This is a genomic window from Mucilaginibacter sp. P4_G9, assembly GCF_056400985.1.
Map to the genome: position 1 here is coordinate 17273 of NZ_JBFUKF010000016.1, position 14801 is coordinate 32073.

At 41.7% G+C, this 14801-nt stretch carries 15 protein-coding genes and 1 pseudogene; 10 read left to right on the forward strand and 6 right to left on the reverse strand.

What is annotated here, in order from left to right:
* Positions 1 to 22 precede the first annotated feature (22 nt).
* The 3 genes from AC1DPZ_RS03415 to AC1DPZ_RS03425 all read right to left on the reverse strand — a co-directional run bounded on the left by AC1DPZ_RS03415 (position 23) and on the right by AC1DPZ_RS03425 (position 1548).
* Positions 23 to 193, reverse strand: a complete 171-nt coding sequence (locus AC1DPZ_RS03415; RefSeq protein WP_477401261.1) for a hypothetical protein — start codon at positions 191 to 193, stop codon at positions 23 to 25.
* A 58-nt stretch (positions 194 to 251) separates the two neighbouring features.
* Positions 252 to 845: a non-canonical purine NTP diphosphatase gene (locus tag AC1DPZ_RS03420; protein WP_477401262.1), complete on the reverse strand. Its 594-nt coding sequence runs from the start codon at positions 843 to 845 to the stop codon at positions 252 to 254.
* 136 nt (positions 846 to 981) lie between these two features.
* The gene (locus AC1DPZ_RS03425; RefSeq protein ID WP_477401264.1) at positions 982 to 1548 is read right to left on the reverse strand and encodes a hypothetical protein; all 567 of its coding nucleotides are present in this window, start codon (positions 1546 to 1548) and stop codon (positions 982 to 984) included.
* Positions 1549 to 1726: 178 nt separating this feature from the next.
* On the opposite strand from AC1DPZ_RS03425, the gene AC1DPZ_RS03430 reads away from it, so the two are divergent.
* Complete coding sequence (locus tag AC1DPZ_RS03430; RefSeq protein ID WP_477401265.1) at positions 1727 to 3163, forward strand: peptidylprolyl isomerase; 1437 nt, start codon at positions 1727 to 1729, stop codon at positions 3161 to 3163.
* A gap of 10 nt (positions 3164 to 3173) precedes the next feature.
* Positions 3174 to 4136: an AAA family ATPase gene (locus AC1DPZ_RS03435; RefSeq protein WP_477401267.1), complete on the forward strand. Its 963-nt coding sequence runs from the start codon at positions 3174 to 3176 to the stop codon at positions 4134 to 4136.
* A gap of 202 nt (positions 4137 to 4338) precedes the next feature.
* Here AC1DPZ_RS03435 and AC1DPZ_RS03440 read toward each other — a convergent pair whose 3' ends face one another.
* A complete protein-coding gene (locus AC1DPZ_RS03440) occupies positions 4339 to 4746 on the reverse strand; it encodes a MerR family transcriptional regulator (protein WP_477401269.1) in 408 nt (135 codons plus the stop codon).
* A 71-nt stretch (positions 4747 to 4817) separates the two neighbouring features.
* Here AC1DPZ_RS03440 and AC1DPZ_RS03445 point away from each other — a divergent pair, with 71 nt between their 5' ends.
* The 7 genes and pseudogenes from AC1DPZ_RS03445 (at position 4818) to AC1DPZ_RS03475 (ending at position 9906) form a co-directional block, all read left to right on the forward strand.
* Positions 4818 to 5210 (forward strand): hypothetical protein, encoded by a 393-nt coding sequence (locus AC1DPZ_RS03445; RefSeq protein WP_477401270.1) that lies wholly within the window; start codon positions 4818 to 4820, stop codon positions 5208 to 5210.
* A complete protein-coding gene (locus AC1DPZ_RS03450) occupies positions 5207 to 5536 on the forward strand; it encodes a YnfA family protein (protein WP_477401271.1) in 330 nt (109 codons plus the stop codon). Before AC1DPZ_RS03445 ends, AC1DPZ_RS03450 begins: the two co-directional genes overlap by 4 nt.
* A 415-nt stretch (positions 5537 to 5951) precedes the next feature.
* Complete coding sequence (locus AC1DPZ_RS03455) at positions 5952 to 6122, forward strand: hypothetical protein (protein ID WP_167516368.1); 171 nt, start codon at positions 5952 to 5954, stop codon at positions 6120 to 6122.
* 427 nt (positions 6123 to 6549) lie between these two features.
* A pseudogene (locus tag AC1DPZ_RS03460) lies at positions 6550 to 6978 on the forward strand (SMI1/KNR4 family protein); the annotation flags it as partial.
* Positions 6979 to 7231: 253 nt separating this feature from the next.
* Positions 7232 to 7606, forward strand: a complete 375-nt coding sequence (locus AC1DPZ_RS03465) for a hypothetical protein (protein WP_477401273.1) — start codon at positions 7232 to 7234, stop codon at positions 7604 to 7606.
* Between the two features lie 437 nt (positions 7607 to 8043).
* Positions 8044 to 8616 (forward strand): thiamine diphosphokinase, encoded by a 573-nt coding sequence (locus AC1DPZ_RS03470; protein ID WP_477401275.1) that lies wholly within the window; start codon positions 8044 to 8046, stop codon positions 8614 to 8616.
* Between the two features lie 513 nt (positions 8617 to 9129).
* On the forward strand, positions 9130 to 9906 hold the full coding sequence (locus AC1DPZ_RS03475; RefSeq protein ID WP_477401280.1) for a DUF6515 family protein: 777 nt from the start codon (positions 9130 to 9132) through the stop codon (positions 9904 to 9906).
* A 328-nt stretch (positions 9907 to 10234) separates the two neighbouring features.
* On the opposite strand, the gene AC1DPZ_RS03480 is transcribed toward AC1DPZ_RS03475, so the two are convergent.
* Positions 10235 to 12214, reverse strand: a complete 1980-nt coding sequence (locus AC1DPZ_RS03480) for an alpha-ketoacid dehydrogenase subunit alpha/beta (protein ID WP_477401276.1) — start codon at positions 12212 to 12214, stop codon at positions 10235 to 10237.
* A 105-nt stretch (positions 12215 to 12319) separates the two neighbouring features.
* Between AC1DPZ_RS03480 and AC1DPZ_RS03485 the strand changes: the two genes are divergently transcribed.
* Entirely contained in the window at positions 12320 to 13171 is an 852-nt protein-coding gene (locus AC1DPZ_RS03485; RefSeq protein ID WP_477401278.1) for a DUF4198 domain-containing protein, read from the forward strand.
* A gap of 279 nt (positions 13172 to 13450) precedes the next feature.
* Here the strand turns inward: AC1DPZ_RS03485 and AC1DPZ_RS03490 are convergent.
* On the reverse strand, positions 13451 to 14801 hold a 1351-nt coding region (locus AC1DPZ_RS03490; protein ID WP_477401279.1), incomplete at its 5' end, for a beta-N-acetylhexosaminidase.

The following is a 14801-nucleotide window of genomic DNA, read 5'->3' on the forward strand; positions in this document are numbered from 1 at the left end:
AAGCATAAATCCTGCCAAAAGCTCAACTTAACTCAATACTTTTTGATTTAAATGTCTTTTGAATCTCCAGTAAACGTTCGGTAATTGAAGCGCTCACCTCATCAGCCTCTTTTACTTTCTTCAGGCTTTTAGCAAAGCAACGATCTGTATCTGTTGAAAGCAACTTGTGTTTAATTTGAGCTATTAATTCCATTAGGTATTCGATATGGCCCTATTTACGGATAAATAGCATAAAGGTTACATAAAATTAATCACTGTTTAATATTTTTCTCATTGATTAAAAAATCAATCAATTGTTCCATGGCCTTAGCCCGATGACTGATCTTATTTTTTTCATCCATGCTCATTTCTGCAAAAGTGATATTGTATCCATCTGGCTCAAATATTGGGTCGTATCCAAAACCATCTGTGCCGCTGGGCGCAGTGCGAATAGTGCCTTCCACGGTACCATCAAAAAAATGCTCTTCCCCAATCCATATCAATGATATTACTGTACGGAAACGGGCCTTGCGATTGGTTTCGTCTTGTAAATTATCCAATACCTTTTTAATATTGGCCGCATGGTTACCATGCTCACCTGCATAACGTGCCGAATAAACTCCCGGATCACCATTAAGTGCATCTATCTCCAGGCCGCTGTCGTCTCCAAAGCAATTAAGATTATATTTTTGATATATGTACCTGCTTTTTATTGAAGCGTTCTGTTTAAAAGAGGTACCGGTTTCTTCAATATCATCATAACAGCCGATATCATTAAGGGTTAGCAGTTTGATTTTTTTCTGAAGCTTGTTCTCAACCTCCTCAAGTTTATGGCGATTATTTGTTGCGAAAACTAATTGATGCATTTTTTTAGACTTATTGATAAAGGATAAAAGACAAAGGACTTTCGGACAAAGGAAGTTGATTTGACAGCTTGAAAATGAAACCCAGATTTCTTGTGCAAACTCCATTTTCAAATTTTCAAATTCCTTGATTTTCAAATTAAAGTGTTTTCATCTGCTCCCAGAAGGCTTTTTTATTATCAACACTGTCCATCATCTCGCCAAAGCTAAAGCTATATAGCCCTGTAAAGCCCTCGAAGGCTTTAGGAGTATTTAACACCAGCTCCGGGATTCCTTGGGGCAATGCACTTTTACCTAATATCAACAGCTTCGCGGGTTTAAAAAACTTCAACAATCCATCATAATGGGTATTACCCTGCTTAGCCAGGTTAACTATGGCCAAATCATCTACATTTAATTCTTTACGCTTAATAATATTGGTTAAGGCGTTTAAATGCGCATCATCAATAAATTCCAGGTTTGGATAATGTACCAACACCAAAAAGTTCTTTAAATTTTTACCCAGATAATTAAAGCTCAGCAACTGCGTTTTTACTTCGGGTTGTGATGCTGTAATTACGGGTTCTGGCTGTTTAACTATTGGTACAGCTTCATCAGCTACTGGTGTGGCCGTTGCCATGTTATTATATAGTGGCTTATCGGCATTCAGCAGATAAAGCTCATCCTGCAAAACAAAGCGTAGGGCAACCGGGTTTTCAACTTTCACTTTAACAAATTTTAACCAAAAGTAGTTAAACGGTTTCAAGCATTATAACCATATTAGCACAATTATAGCCGACTGTGTTTATTGAAATTAATTGTACAGCTATAATTAATAAATTTTACCGAAATTTGAAGTTTTAACGGATACGTTATTTCCGTTTTATTTAGTACAGAAGCATTACATGAGAAAGTTAGGGTTATTAGTTTTAAGTTTTATATCCATCATATCAGTTACCAGGGCACAGGTAAAAGCCGATTCGGCTGCTGCGGCCAAAGCCGATACAATTACTGCAAGAACGCCAGGCAAAACACTGGATAAAATTGCCGCCGTTGTTGGTAACAGCCCCATACTACTATCTGACATTGAACAACAATACGCCCAGTATCTTGTACAGGGCATGCAGCCAAACCCGGATATGAAATGCCGGATTCTGCAATCATTGCTAACTCAAAAATTACTGGCTCAGCAGGCAATTATTGATAGTATCGACGTAAAAGACGATGATATTGATGCCAGTGTTGACCGCCGCATGCGCGAAATGATGCAACGCGCCGGAGGCCAGGACAAACTGGAAGGCTTTTTAGGCCGCTCAATTATCCAATACAAGGATGAAATACGGCCCGACATGAAAGAGCAAATGATTGCCCAAAAAATGCAGGCTAAAATAACCGAAAAGCTAAATGTGACCCCGCAGGATGTAAAAGATTATTTTAATACCATTCCGAAAGACAGCTTGCCATCCTTTAACAAAGAGGTAGAAATTGGTGAGATAGTTTTTCAGCCTAAATTGAGTAAGGAAGAGAAGGAATTATATAAGGAAAAAGCCGAAGAATTGCTGGCAAGGGTAAAAAAAGGGGAAGACTTTGGGACCCTGGCAAGGCTTTACTCACAGGATCCGGCATCGGCGGTTGAGGGCGGCGATCTGGGTTTTGCAGATCGTACCACATTTGTAAAAGAATTTACAGCAAATGCTTTTAAACTTAAAGCCGGGCAAATATCGCCGGTATTTGAAACCGATTTCGGTTTTCACTTTTTACAGGTTATTGAACGCCGCGGCGAGCAGGTACACGTAAGGCATATATTAATTACACCTGCCATAACCCAGGCCAGTTTGGATAGGGCTAAAACAAAAGCAGATAGTATTTATACCCTGATGCAGGCAAACAAAAAAACAATTGACTTTTCATCAGCAGCCGCTTATTACTCAGACGATAAGGAAACCAAATTTAACGGCGGCATGATGCTGAATGCCGAAAACGTACAAACCCGATCAACCTTTATACCTACCGATAAACTTGACCCTAAAGTTGCGCTTATTGTTGATACCATGAAGGTGAGCAGCATTTCAAAACCCGATTTGTTTACCGGCGCCGATGGTAAAAAGAGCTACAAAATTTTGTACTTAAAATCGGCTACCGATGCCCACAAAGCAAACCTGGCACAGGATTTTCCTAAACTGAAGGAGTTTGCTTTTGAAGACAAAAACACCAAAACCGTAAATAAGTGGTTTGATAAACGCCGCAAGGAAACTTTTATCAAAATTGACAAAGAATACCAAACCTGCGATATCCTGAAAAAATGGATAGCCGCTCCAACCGCAACCGCTCAAGCTAAATAACAACCAATTTATGCCACACCGCTCTGATGTTGAAGCTGCCGATGCTTTAAAACTGGCTTACCAGCAAATACGATCTGAAATAGGGAAAGTTATCATTGGGCAGGATGAGGTGGTAAAATTTGTGCTGATATCTATCTTCAGCAATGGGCATTGCTTACTGGTAGGCGTACCGGGCCTTGCCAAAACCCTGCTGGTGCAAACCGTATCGCAGGTGCTCGACCTTGATTTTAAACGCATCCAGTTTACTCCCGACCTGATGCCATCAGACATCATCGGCTCGGAAATATTAGGCGAAGACCGTAATTTTAAATTTATACCCGGCCCTGTTTTCAGCAATATCATCCTTGCCGATGAAATAAACCGCACCCCGCCAAAAACCCAGGCTGCCTTACTGGAAGCCATGCAGGAAAAAGCGGTTACCGCCGCCGGGGTTACGCACAAGCTTGCCAAACCATTTTTTGTATTAGCCACGCAAAACCCCATTGAGCAGGAAGGCACTTATCCCCTGCCCGAGGCCCAGCTGGATAGGTTTATGTTCAACGTAGCATTAGATTACCCATCGTTTAAAGAGGAGCTACAGGTTGTTAAAAACACCACAAGCACTTTAAAGGTAGATGTTAAAAAGATATTGAATGCCGAGCAGATCACTTACTTTCAGCAATTGGTGCGCAACATCCCGGTTACCGATCATGTGATGGAATATGCCGTAAAGCTGGTGTCAAAAACCCGCCCCAACACCGCGTTTGCCGCGCCACAGATAAACCGATTACTTACCTGGGGTGCTGGTCCGCGGGCATCACAGTTTTTGGTTTTGGGGGCCAAGTGCCATGCTGTTATCAACGGAAAATACTCACCCGATATTGAAGATGTGCAGGCTGTTGCCAAACCTATTTTAACCCACCGTATTGTACGCAGCTACCACGCCGAGGCGGAAGGACTTTCGGCAGCTGATATTATTGAAGGGTTGTTTTAGGGGGGCGATCTCAAAGTACTCATCAAATCTATTTTTGTGTGTTTTTTCTTCGTGTTAAAAAAATGGGACATCAGGAGTTCGGTTCTCGTCGGGACCACTGAAAGTTCGGTACTACCGAAAAGTACTGAAGAAAATTAAAAAATTATTTTAGGCCCGTTGCGATAGTGACGGTCCTAAAATTTATCATTGATTCACTACACTTTCAAAAGCTATCCGAAACCAGTATCGGGCAATTATCGTCCGGATCTCCCGGCTGACAGCAATTCACGCAAGTAGTCACCATAGTGACCATCGAGGTACGTAACTCCAGCAATTCCGCTATCTTCTGTTCGATCTGTTTGACCTTCTCGTTTACCTTTTCAGCCACATTGGTGCATGACGCAGCATTGTTATCAATCAACTCCAGATATTCTACAGCCTCGTTCAACGTAAAGCCGAAACCTTTAAGCTTTTTGATCACCAGCAGCTTTTGCAGGATAGTCTCCGAATATTCTTTGTAATTATTATTCCGCCTCTCTTTACGGTCAATGCGGATCAATCCCTGCTTTTCATAAAAGCGGATGGTATCCCTGCTAAAGCCTGTTTTGGCAACTAATTCCCCTATCAGCATCTTTCTGAATTTACCCCTTGACAGTGGACTATACTCCACGGTTTATATTTGTAAAGGTAAATCAAAAAAACATGAATAAAACTTGCCTGATATTGTTGTGCTGCCTGTTCGCTTGCTGCGGCAGTTTCGCGCAAACCGCTCCTAAAAAGACACCTGCCGTTATGGATAAAAAACCGATGACCTGTAAGCTCACTTCGCCGGAGCTGCAAAAAAGAAAAGCCACTGTTATTGCCGCGATCAGGAAACTGATCAAAGAGAAAAAAGAACTGACCAATGGCTATGCTTATCGTTTTGTAGGAACCGACCACAATGTTGACCTGTTGACCGATTTTATAAAGACCGAGCGCCAGTGCTGTGATTTCTTTAACTTTAGCATCGACGTTAACAATGACGAAACAACCTGGCTGAAAATTACCGGTACCAAAGGCGTCAAAGGCTTTATCACATCTGAACTGGAACTATGAATCTATTAAAATCACTATCCATCTTTATACTTGCCGGTCTTTTTGAGATAGGCGGCGGCTACCTTGTCTGGCAATGGTTAAAAGAAGGCAAGCCCATGTGGTGGGGTTTAGCCGGTGGTTTGATCTTAGCTTTATATGGTGTGGTGGCTACCTGGCAAACCGCCAACTTCGGCCGCGTATATGCGGCTTATGGCGGCATCTTTATTATCATGGCACTGATATGGGCCTGGAAGGTAGATGGCTTTAAACCTGACCGCTGGGATGTGATCGGCGCATTGGTTGCCGTTATCGGAGCCTGCATTATTATCTATATGCCAAGAAAGTAGTTATATTTGGATCAATGAAGTTTACCGCCATTTTATTATTGTGCTGCATGGTTTTCGTTTCCACCTTTTCGGGGATGGTTAAGCCTATACAGTTAGCGACTAATAAAACCTGTTGTAAGCGTGTCGCCGGTAAAAAGGTTTGCCACGAGAAGAAAACAAAGAATGATGATGGTTGTACCAAACCGGGTTGTGCTACTTTGTTTACTTGCAGTATTTGCGGTTTCTTGACCGAACAAGCATTAACCTTGCATCCCGGCTATTTGCCGTTTAACCTGAAGACAGTTTCCCTCTATAAGATCGGTAAGCTATCCGCTTATCATAAGGCAGACTGGAAACCACCCAAAACCTGTTAAGTAATATCGAACAACCTAAACAAACATATCCGTTTATTATTTAACATTCAATTTAAAAACAAATGAAAAAGATAACATTAAGCATATTAGCGATCATGATCGCTGCATCAACCGTAATGGCTGCCGATAAAACGCCTGTTAAAAAGGCAAAAGCGAAAGCTGCAACTGCAAAGACTTTGAAGAAAGATCATTGCGTTAAAGGCTCAGCAGAGTGCAAGAAAAAAGGTTGCTAATCACTAAGCATCCAATTGGAAGCCCCTTGTCTTAACGGACAAGGGGCTTTGTTTTAAAATAGTTTGTTGGCGATTTTACTTTAAATAGTTTGAAACACTTCCCGTCACCATATTTAAAATATGCCTTTATTACACCGTCAGGTCAATTAATAGTTGTATATCTTCAATAAAATTATTGGAAATTGGAGCCTTGGAGACCACTAAATGACCCACCTTGGAAACAACATGGGAAGATTATTAAAACCCTTTAGATAAGATCTGAGGGTTTTTTTGTTGGGATAGTTTTTTATCTTTACTTCAGGCTTGAATCCCAATCATCAATAATGTTTTTCAAAAAACCATTCGATTACGAAAAAATGCTTCTGAAATATATAGATGAAGATTTTTCGCTTGTGGCAAAGACGCACCTCATCGTGATGTTTTAAATAAATYTGAGAAACGATATAAAATCAAGTTACCAAAGGATTTTAAGGATTATTCACTTTCGCCATTAGGTGGACTTAGTATTGAAGTTAAAGAGGGTATCTGGCCTCGACCTAAACAGTTAGAAGTTGGTCCATTTTGGCCTTTTCTTTATGGATTGGAAGTTTTTGGATTTGCAGCTGATATACCAGAGTGTTTGGATATTAATATCCAAACAGACGTCTTTACGAACCAAACTAATAACGACTATATTCCATTTATGAAAGTCATTGGAGATGCTGATGTGTATTGCTTTAACAAAAAGGGGATAATTTATAGATGGGATTATGAACTTGACCTCTTTAATAAAGTAGATAAGTCGTTTATTGAATTATTGGAATATGAAACTGCAGAATTGAGAAATCGGAAAGACAAAAAAATATCTGATACTTAACTCCTAAGAAATACTTCAGAATCGTAACTACGATCTTCTAAACCAGCCGCACAATGCAAATCATCCATAAAAGAGTTCGAGTTTTGTAGTCTAAGGACCACTAAATGACCCACCGTATGCCAAGCATGGGGATAAAATGAAAAAGCCTTTAGATGGAAATCTGGAGGCTTTTTTGTTAACTTAGTTATAGGATAAAGAAGAGGTTCAGATTAGATTAATCGAATAATTATACGAAGTTAATACGGCCAACTATATGAGCAATAAGATTAATAACAAGATTGAAACGTATTCAGCACTTGAAGATTTAGTTGATCTTGATCTGGCAGATCATAAATTAAAGGACATAGCTGTGCTTTTTTTAAGTGCAATGAATGATTGGCCTACACCCAACCAATATTTCATCGCTGACTTTGTTAAAGAACTAAAAGGATATTTCGGCTCACCATTATCAATCGAAAAAATTGACGGCAAAAAATTTGATGGACGGAACGCTTGGCAGGTAGAAGCAGGAAGTTCGATAGCCGAAGTCATTGACATGTCGACGAGGTTCTATAACGAAAGTAACTTCGACAATATCTTGAAGAATATTCTTGATTTCTATGAGCAAGAACTTGGCAAAGAAGCCTAATAGCAATTCTTACAATGGCTAATAAAWCAATCGAAATATTTTACAATTATTCCTCTAAACCCGCTGCACAATGCAAGTCATCTATAAAAGAGTTCAGGTTTTGTAATGCAAGAACTATAAAAGCACGATATACCAAATATTTGAACAAAAAAGAAAGCCATCTGATGTTTATTTCGAAGTAGGTTTTGAGAACCTGTTGCATTTTTCATTTGCCTTTAAATAGCAATTCGGGTACAACCCTGCAGGAAACACTACAAAAACAATTTAACTTAAGCAGGATTTACCCGCAAAACCTGTATAGCTTCTTCTGACAAAGCAATTTTAAGCGCCCTTATTACACCGTAATACTTTAAACCCAAATGTTAAATATGATAATTTAACATTTTCCTGCCTCTCCTTTTCATCCAATATTCATTTATTCCCCCTAACTTTAGCCTATGTCATCCCATCATATTGTTCGCGAAAAACAGGAGCCTGCATTGCTGGTGCTGGGTATGGATAATTTTGAGGAGGAGTTGCTGGGACAATTATTGGAGTGGAGCCCAACGGTGATTACCACACCCCATACTGCCGAAAAGTTAAACAGTTTTGGGATTAAGGTAGATTGGATAATTAGCTATGGTGATGAAATGATCCTGCAGTCGGATATTAAACTGATCCCGGCAGGTAACAACAGCCTGGCGGTAGCGGCTTTAAAGTTTCTTACTGCTAATAATTACCCGGCGGTGAACATTGTTACTGACGAGTTGGCATTAGCAGATTTTTTGCCCTATGCAGGTAAAATTAACCTGGTTATTTTTAACGCGCAGCAAAAAATTTATCCTGTTACATCTGGTTTCAGCAAGTGGAAACCGGCCGGGGAGCAAATTGAGTTATTAACGAAACCTAACATATTGCAATACAAAGGCTTGCAAGATAACGGGCAGGGGCTTTACAAAACTACCGCTGATGGTTTTTTCAGCCTGCAGTTTGAAGAACCTTTTTTGCTGATTGCCGAGGCATTAAATTAGTAAGTGTATTGCAATAAAAAGGTAATTTGAGGGTTGTTGTTAAGGTAAATTTTATATTGGTGTACTTTTTGTAATATTTCTAAATAATTATAAATATAAATTAAACCGTTTAAACATTTTTTGGTCTATAAATATATACTCAGCAAAATACCTGCTGAACAGTAAAAACTTTCAATCATGAAAAGGACATATAAAAATTTATTTTCATTCGCTTTAGCAGGCTTGTTGAGCTTGCCTTTAGCTTTTACAGCATCGGCACAACGCAGAGGCGGCGGTGGTGGTGGCGGAAGCAGCAGTGGCGGTGGCGGCGGCTCAAGATCTGGCGGCGGCGGCGGTAGTGTTAGCGTTTCCCGTCCTTCTGGTGGTGGCAACGTTGGTGTTGCCCGTCCTTCATTTAATGGTGGCGGCGGCGGTCAGCGTACTGCAGTGGCTCCCCCATCACGTGGCTTTAGCGGCGGCGGCTATGTAAATCGTGGCAATGCAAATGTAGCGCCTCAGCGTGGCAATTACGGCATGGGCACAAGGTCAAACAACGTAGCTGTGGCCCCTCAGCGCAGCGGTGTAAACGCAAACGGACAACGTGTTTACACTGGTGGCACCCGTAGCTATAACAGTGTTGACAGGCGTGCTTATAATGGCGGCCGTGGCTCTTACTACAACAGCGCTAACGGATACGGTACCAGGGTTTATAACCGCGGTTCTTATCGTTACGGTGGCCGTGGCGGATATTTTGGAAGTCACTATTATTATCCATACCATAACTACTACAGTTCATATTACTACCCACGTATTGGTTTCAGCATAGGATTTTTACCTTACGGATATTATCCATTCTGGTATGGCGATTACCAGTACTATTATAGCGATGGTTTATACTACCGTCAATATAATGATCAATACACTGTTGTTGAACCACCTATAGGTGCCGAGGTTAAAACCTTACCAACAGATGCCAAATCAATCACCATTAATGGCGAGCAGTACTATGAGTTAAATGGTGTGTACTATCAACCATATACCAAAGATGATGGCACACAGGTTTATGTAATTGCCGGTAAAGATGGCGAGTTAAATACCGATAACAGCGGCAATGGCGACTATCAGCAAGGCCCCCAAATAGGTGATATTGTTACCCAATTACCTGATGATTGCCGGAAAATAAAGATCAACGGCGAAAAATTATATGTTTCTCCTGATGGTTTTTATTACCAGGAAAGCAAAAACAACAACGGCGATACTATTTATAAAGTTGTAGGTACACCATCTGATGAACCAGATCAGCAACAATAAATCCCGTTTAAATACATGATAAACAGGCTGCTTCAAATTTGAAGCAGCCTGTTTTGTTTATGGAGCCTGCCATAAACTGGGGCGTAAACCCAGTATAGGATTAATCACCAAAAGAGCAAGCTTTTTCAGGGCGACACCGTATATTTTCTCTGTCCGGGCAAATATTTCGCAATTTCATAAAAACCTAACACATTGACTTACAGCTATAAAGGTGTTCCAGCCCCTATTTTGACCATCGGTCAACTTACTGATTTACAGACATAAAGGTGTTCCACCCGTTCCGGTGTTCGGGAGCGTTCCGGTGGAACACCCTATTGTATTAATTCAACTAATAGGTGAGTAACTTGTCCACCGTTTCCCCCAACCTCGCTTTCGCCAAAAACTGGTCTTCCAATGCTTTGTTCATTGGTATAGCGGTATCAAGGCTGCCACAGCGCATTACAGGCGCGTCAAGGTATTTAAAACAGTGCTCGGCTATATGGGCGGCTATTTCGGCCCCGAAGCCGCTGGTGAGGGTATCCTCATGCAATACCAGTGCACGGCCGGTTTGCTTTACGCTTTGTTCAACAGCTTCTTTATCCCATGGCTGTAGGCTGCGCAGGTCGATGATCTCTAAAGATTGGTCCGGATGTTTAGCGGCATAGTCCAACGCCCAGTGTACACCTAAACCAAAGGTAACAATAGTGGCTTTTTCACCTTGTTGTACAATATTGGCTTTGCCTATTTCTATTAGCACATCATTATCCGGTACTTCACCGCTGATGCTGCGGTACAGGTATTTATGCTCAAAGTAGATCACCGGGTTAGGGTCGTCAATAGCGGCCAGCAGGAGCCCTTTGGCATCTGCGGGGAAGGCCGGGTAAACAACCTTCAATCCCGGTGTTTTGGTGAACCAGGCCTCGTTGCTTTGTGAGTGAAACGGACCTGCTCCCGTGCCGGCACCTGTGGGCATACGTATAACCATGTCCACAGCCTGTGCCCAGCGGTAATGGGTTTTGGCCAGGTTATTAATGATCTGGTTAAAGCCGCAGGTTACAAAATCGGCAAACTGCATTTCAACAATAGCTTTATAACCGTTAAGCGCCAGGCCCATGCCGGCACCAACAATACCCGATTCGCAAATAGGGGTATTGCGCACCCTGCCTTTGCCAAACTCTTCCACAAAGCCCTGGGTTATTTTAAAGGCCCCGCCATACTCTGCAATGTCCTGTCCCATGATCACCAGGTTGGCATGTTTGCGCATGCCTTGCCTTAGCCCATCACTTATGGCATCAATATAACGTTTGCCGGTTGCTGGCGTAGCCGATGGCTGATTAGCCGGGAAGTGGTAAGGCTGATACATATCAGCCACCTCTGTTTCAATATCCGGAACAATATCGGCCTCGCTATAAACCTTTTCAAACTCCGACTCGATAAGCGTGGTAAACTCTTTTTTGATGAGTGGGATCCATTCGGGGAGTAACACCCGCTCATTCAGCAGGTATTTCTCAAAATTAGCCAGCGGGTCTTTAGCGCCCCACCACTCAAACAAATTTTGCGGAACATATTTGGTACCCGATGCTTCCTCGTGCCCGCGCATCCTGAAGGTCATGCATTCCAGCAAAACCGGGCGTGGGTTTTCCTGGATGCTGTTTTTGATATCAGTTATGGTATGGTAAACTTCTAAAATGTTGTTGCCATCAATGCGGCGGCCTTCCATGCCGTAACCTTTGGCCTTATCAACCAACTGGCTGCAATGGTATTGTTCGTTAGTAGGGGTCGATAGAGCGTAACCATTATTCTCTACCAGGAAAATAACGGGTAAATTCCAAACGGCAGCAATATTAAGAGCCTCATGAAAATCTCCTTCGCTGGTAGCACCCTCGCCGGTAAATACCAGGGTGGTTTTCTTTTGGTTGGATAGCATGTCAGCCAGGGCAATGCCATCTGCAAGGGCCAGTTGCGGGCCAAGATGGGATATCATCCCGATGATTTTATATTCCTGCGTGCCAAAGTGAAAGGAGCGGTCGCGCCCTTTGGTAAAGCCCGATGGCTTGCCCTGCCATTGTGCCATTAAACGCGAAAGCGGGATATTTCTGGTTGTAAAAACGCCCAGGTTGCGGTGCATGGGTAAAATATACTCATCGGCCTGCATGGCCAGTGTACTGCCCACGGCAATGGCTTCCTGGCCAATTCCTGAAAACCATTTGCCGATGCGCCCTTGTCTTAGCAGGATCAGCATTTTCTCCTCAACCAGGCGCGGAAGCAACAATTTTTTGTAAAAAGACACTAAAGTTTCAGTATCAAGGTTTTTACGGTCAAAAATCATAATGTAAAACTACTGAAGTTTTTAAATGGCAACGCCCTCAACAAGGCTAAAAAATAATATTTTCGGGTTAAACTTTGTATGTTTGGTAATCCTAACAAAAAACTTATGAAACGAATTGGATTTTTACTTATAGTGGTGTTGTTGCTCATTGGTTTTGCGGCTTCTTCTCAGGATTATTTTTTATTGCCCGGCAGCTTTTATATGAAAAAGGGTGATAAACTCGATCTGCATTTATTAAGCGGCAGTGAATTTGTAAAGGAGGGTGAATACAAGTACGAAAGCGAAAAAATCTCTAAATTTATGTTGTATGAAGGAAAGAAGCAAACCGATCTCAGTAAGTCTCCTAAAGACACCTCGGCTAATTTTTTGAACTATAAACTGGAAAGTCCGGGTTTGGCGATGATAGAGGTGGTTAAAAGTGAAAATGTAGAATCTGAAAGGAATAAGTTTTTAAAATACCTGAACAACGAGGGTCTTGATAAAATTGCAGAGGAGGCAAAAAATAATAATCAGCAATATTTTATAGAAAAAACAACCCGCTATTTAAAAACGCTTATAACAGTTGATAAACCGAGCGATAAGGATTTCKATAAATCATTAAACGAGGAATACGAAATAATTATAAAACAAAATCCATACAAAGCCGATTATGGCGACGATGTAACAGCCCAGGTGCTTTTTCGGGGAAAGCCATTAAAGGAGGCTGTGGTTATCCTGTATGTTAAAACTATTAATGGTAATGTATTTCCGCAAAAGCTGAGTGCCGATGCAGGCGGGCTTATTTATTTTAAGCTAAGCCGCGAAGGGATCTATATGCTAAGCTCGGTACATATCGAAACATCTAAAGATAAAAATGCAGACTTTGAAAGCTGGGGTACTACCTTCACTTTCGCCTTTACCAATAATGGTACCATGCCCGATACTTACAGGGAGTTTGGTTTTGGCAATAAGCATTAATTTCCTGGAAGCAAGGAATTTTGGAGCAAGGATGGAAGGATAAAGGAGCAAAGATGGAAGGAGCAAGGATAAAGGAGCAAGGATTTGGCTTGCGCTTTCCTTTCATTGGCGCATGCTCTTCAATCGCTTACACTAAGAAAAACGCATATACAATAAGAAAGCCCTTCGGTACATATCCCGAGAGGCTTTCTTATTTGAATCTTTATAGGTTTTAAAATTGCTTAGAATATTGTTTGATCATAAAAGTCCCTGATCCTTTATCTACACATCTTTACTCCTTTATTTAGCCCGTTTAGCCAGATCAATCAATGGCATAGTAACCATACGGCCGATAGGTTTTTTACCACGGTAGGTAATTACCTTTAGCATTGTTGCATCCTTAGGCGCATCAATAGGAGCTGTATATTTAGGATAAAAATTGTCGGGTAAAGAGTTATCAAAGCTGTAATAAGTATCCAGTCCCGGCGCTTCGTTGGTAAGCGTTATTTTGAGGGTACTATCGGGGTTTTTAGTTGCGCTAAATGATGGATCATATACACTCGGCGCATATTTGGTTTCAGATTCATCAAAGCGTTCAAACTGTTTTTCAACTTTGCCAAAAAAGTATTCCCAATCCTTTTTTTCTCTTGGCGACCATACCGATTCGGCAATGGCCATGCCCCTTGGCCAGGTCATGTATTCGGCCTGGCGGATGTTATAAACCTGCTCGGTCCATAAATTAGCCTGGCCGCCTTTTATCAGCTTAGCATCAACGCTATCAGGCACCGGCTCAAACTCGTAGGTTTTATTGAGGCGCAGTTTGGCGTAAATTTTAGTTTCGTTTACATCGCTTTGCATATAATCCAGGTATGCAAATGTGGTAGGGCTCATCACTACATCATGGCCCATTTTTGCAGCTTCAATTCCACCTGCAATACCCCTCCAGCTCATCACAGCAGCATTGGGACCCACGCCGCCTTCCAGGATCTCATCCCAGCCCATAAATTTTTTACCCTTTGATTCTACAATTTTTTCCAAGCGTTTTTCAAAGTAGCTTTGTACCTCCTGCTGGGTTTTCAGGTTTTCTTTAACCATTAATGCCTTTATGGCATCGCTTTGTTCCCAAAAGTTTTTGGCGCACTCATCGCCACCCATATGAATATATGGGAAAGGGAAAAGCTGGGCAACCTCGGTAACAACCTTATCTAAAAATGCATATACATTTTCATTGGCCGGGCATAAGGTATTATCGACAATGGCGGTATTGTGCGGTCCTTCCCACTTCATAAATGGCTCGCCAGAGTTTACTACATATTTATCGGCACCCGGAGTACAGGAAAGTTCCGGATAGGCGGCTACAGCGGCAAGACTATGGCCCGGTACATCAATTTCTGGCAGTATATTTACAAAGCGGTCTTTTGCGTATTGTACCAGTTCCTTAATATCTTCCTGGGTATAAAAACCACCATAAGTGCGCGGCTCATCTAAAGTGGGTGGGGTAAATGTACCAAACTGCCCAACTTTTTTAACATTATAAGCCCCAACTGTGGTAAGCTTTGGCAGGCTTTTAATTTCAACCCGCCATCCTTCGTCGTCGGTTAAATGTAGGTGCAGCAGGTTAAGTTTGTATTTAACCATAGCATCTATATAT

Excerpts from the sequence above, each read along its gene's own strand:
- AC1DPZ_RS03415 (WP_477401261.1), bottom strand. The coding sequence starts at position 193 with ATGGAATTAATAGCTCAAATTAAACACAAGTTGCTTTCAACAGATACA.
- AC1DPZ_RS03420 (WP_477401262.1), bottom strand. The coding sequence starts at position 845 with ATGCATCAATTAGTTTTCGCAACAAATAATCGCCATAAACTTGAGGAG.
- AC1DPZ_RS03430 (WP_477401265.1), top strand. The coding sequence starts at position 1,727 with ATGAGAAAGTTAGGGTTATTAGTTTTAAGTTTTATATCCATCATATCA.
- AC1DPZ_RS03435 (WP_477401267.1), top strand. The coding sequence starts at position 3,174 with ATGCCACACCGCTCTGATGTTGAAGCTGCCGATGCTTTAAAACTGGCT.
- AC1DPZ_RS03440 (WP_477401269.1), bottom strand. The coding sequence starts at position 4,746 with ATGCTGATAGGGGAATTAGTTGCCAAAACAGGCTTTAGCAGGGATACC.
- AC1DPZ_RS03445 (WP_477401270.1), top strand. The coding sequence starts at position 4,818 with ATGAATAAAACTTGCCTGATATTGTTGTGCTGCCTGTTCGCTTGCTGC.
- AC1DPZ_RS03450 (WP_477401271.1), top strand. The coding sequence starts at position 5,207 with ATGAATCTATTAAAATCACTATCCATCTTTATACTTGCCGGTCTTTTT.
- AC1DPZ_RS03455 (WP_167516368.1), top strand. The coding sequence starts at position 5,952 with ATGAAAAAGATAACATTAAGCATATTAGCGATCATGATCGCTGCATCA.
- AC1DPZ_RS03465 (WP_477401273.1), top strand. The coding sequence starts at position 7,232 with ATGAGCAATAAGATTAATAACAAGATTGAAACGTATTCAGCACTTGAA.
- AC1DPZ_RS03470 (WP_477401275.1), top strand. The coding sequence starts at position 8,044 with ATGTCATCCCATCATATTGTTCGCGAAAAACAGGAGCCTGCATTGCTG.
- AC1DPZ_RS03475 (WP_477401280.1), top strand. The coding sequence starts at position 9,130 with ATGGGCACAAGGTCAAACAACGTAGCTGTGGCCCCTCAGCGCAGCGGT.
- AC1DPZ_RS03480 (WP_477401276.1), bottom strand. The coding sequence starts at position 12,214 with ATGATTTTTGACCGTAAAAACCTTGATACTGAAACTTTAGTGTCTTTT.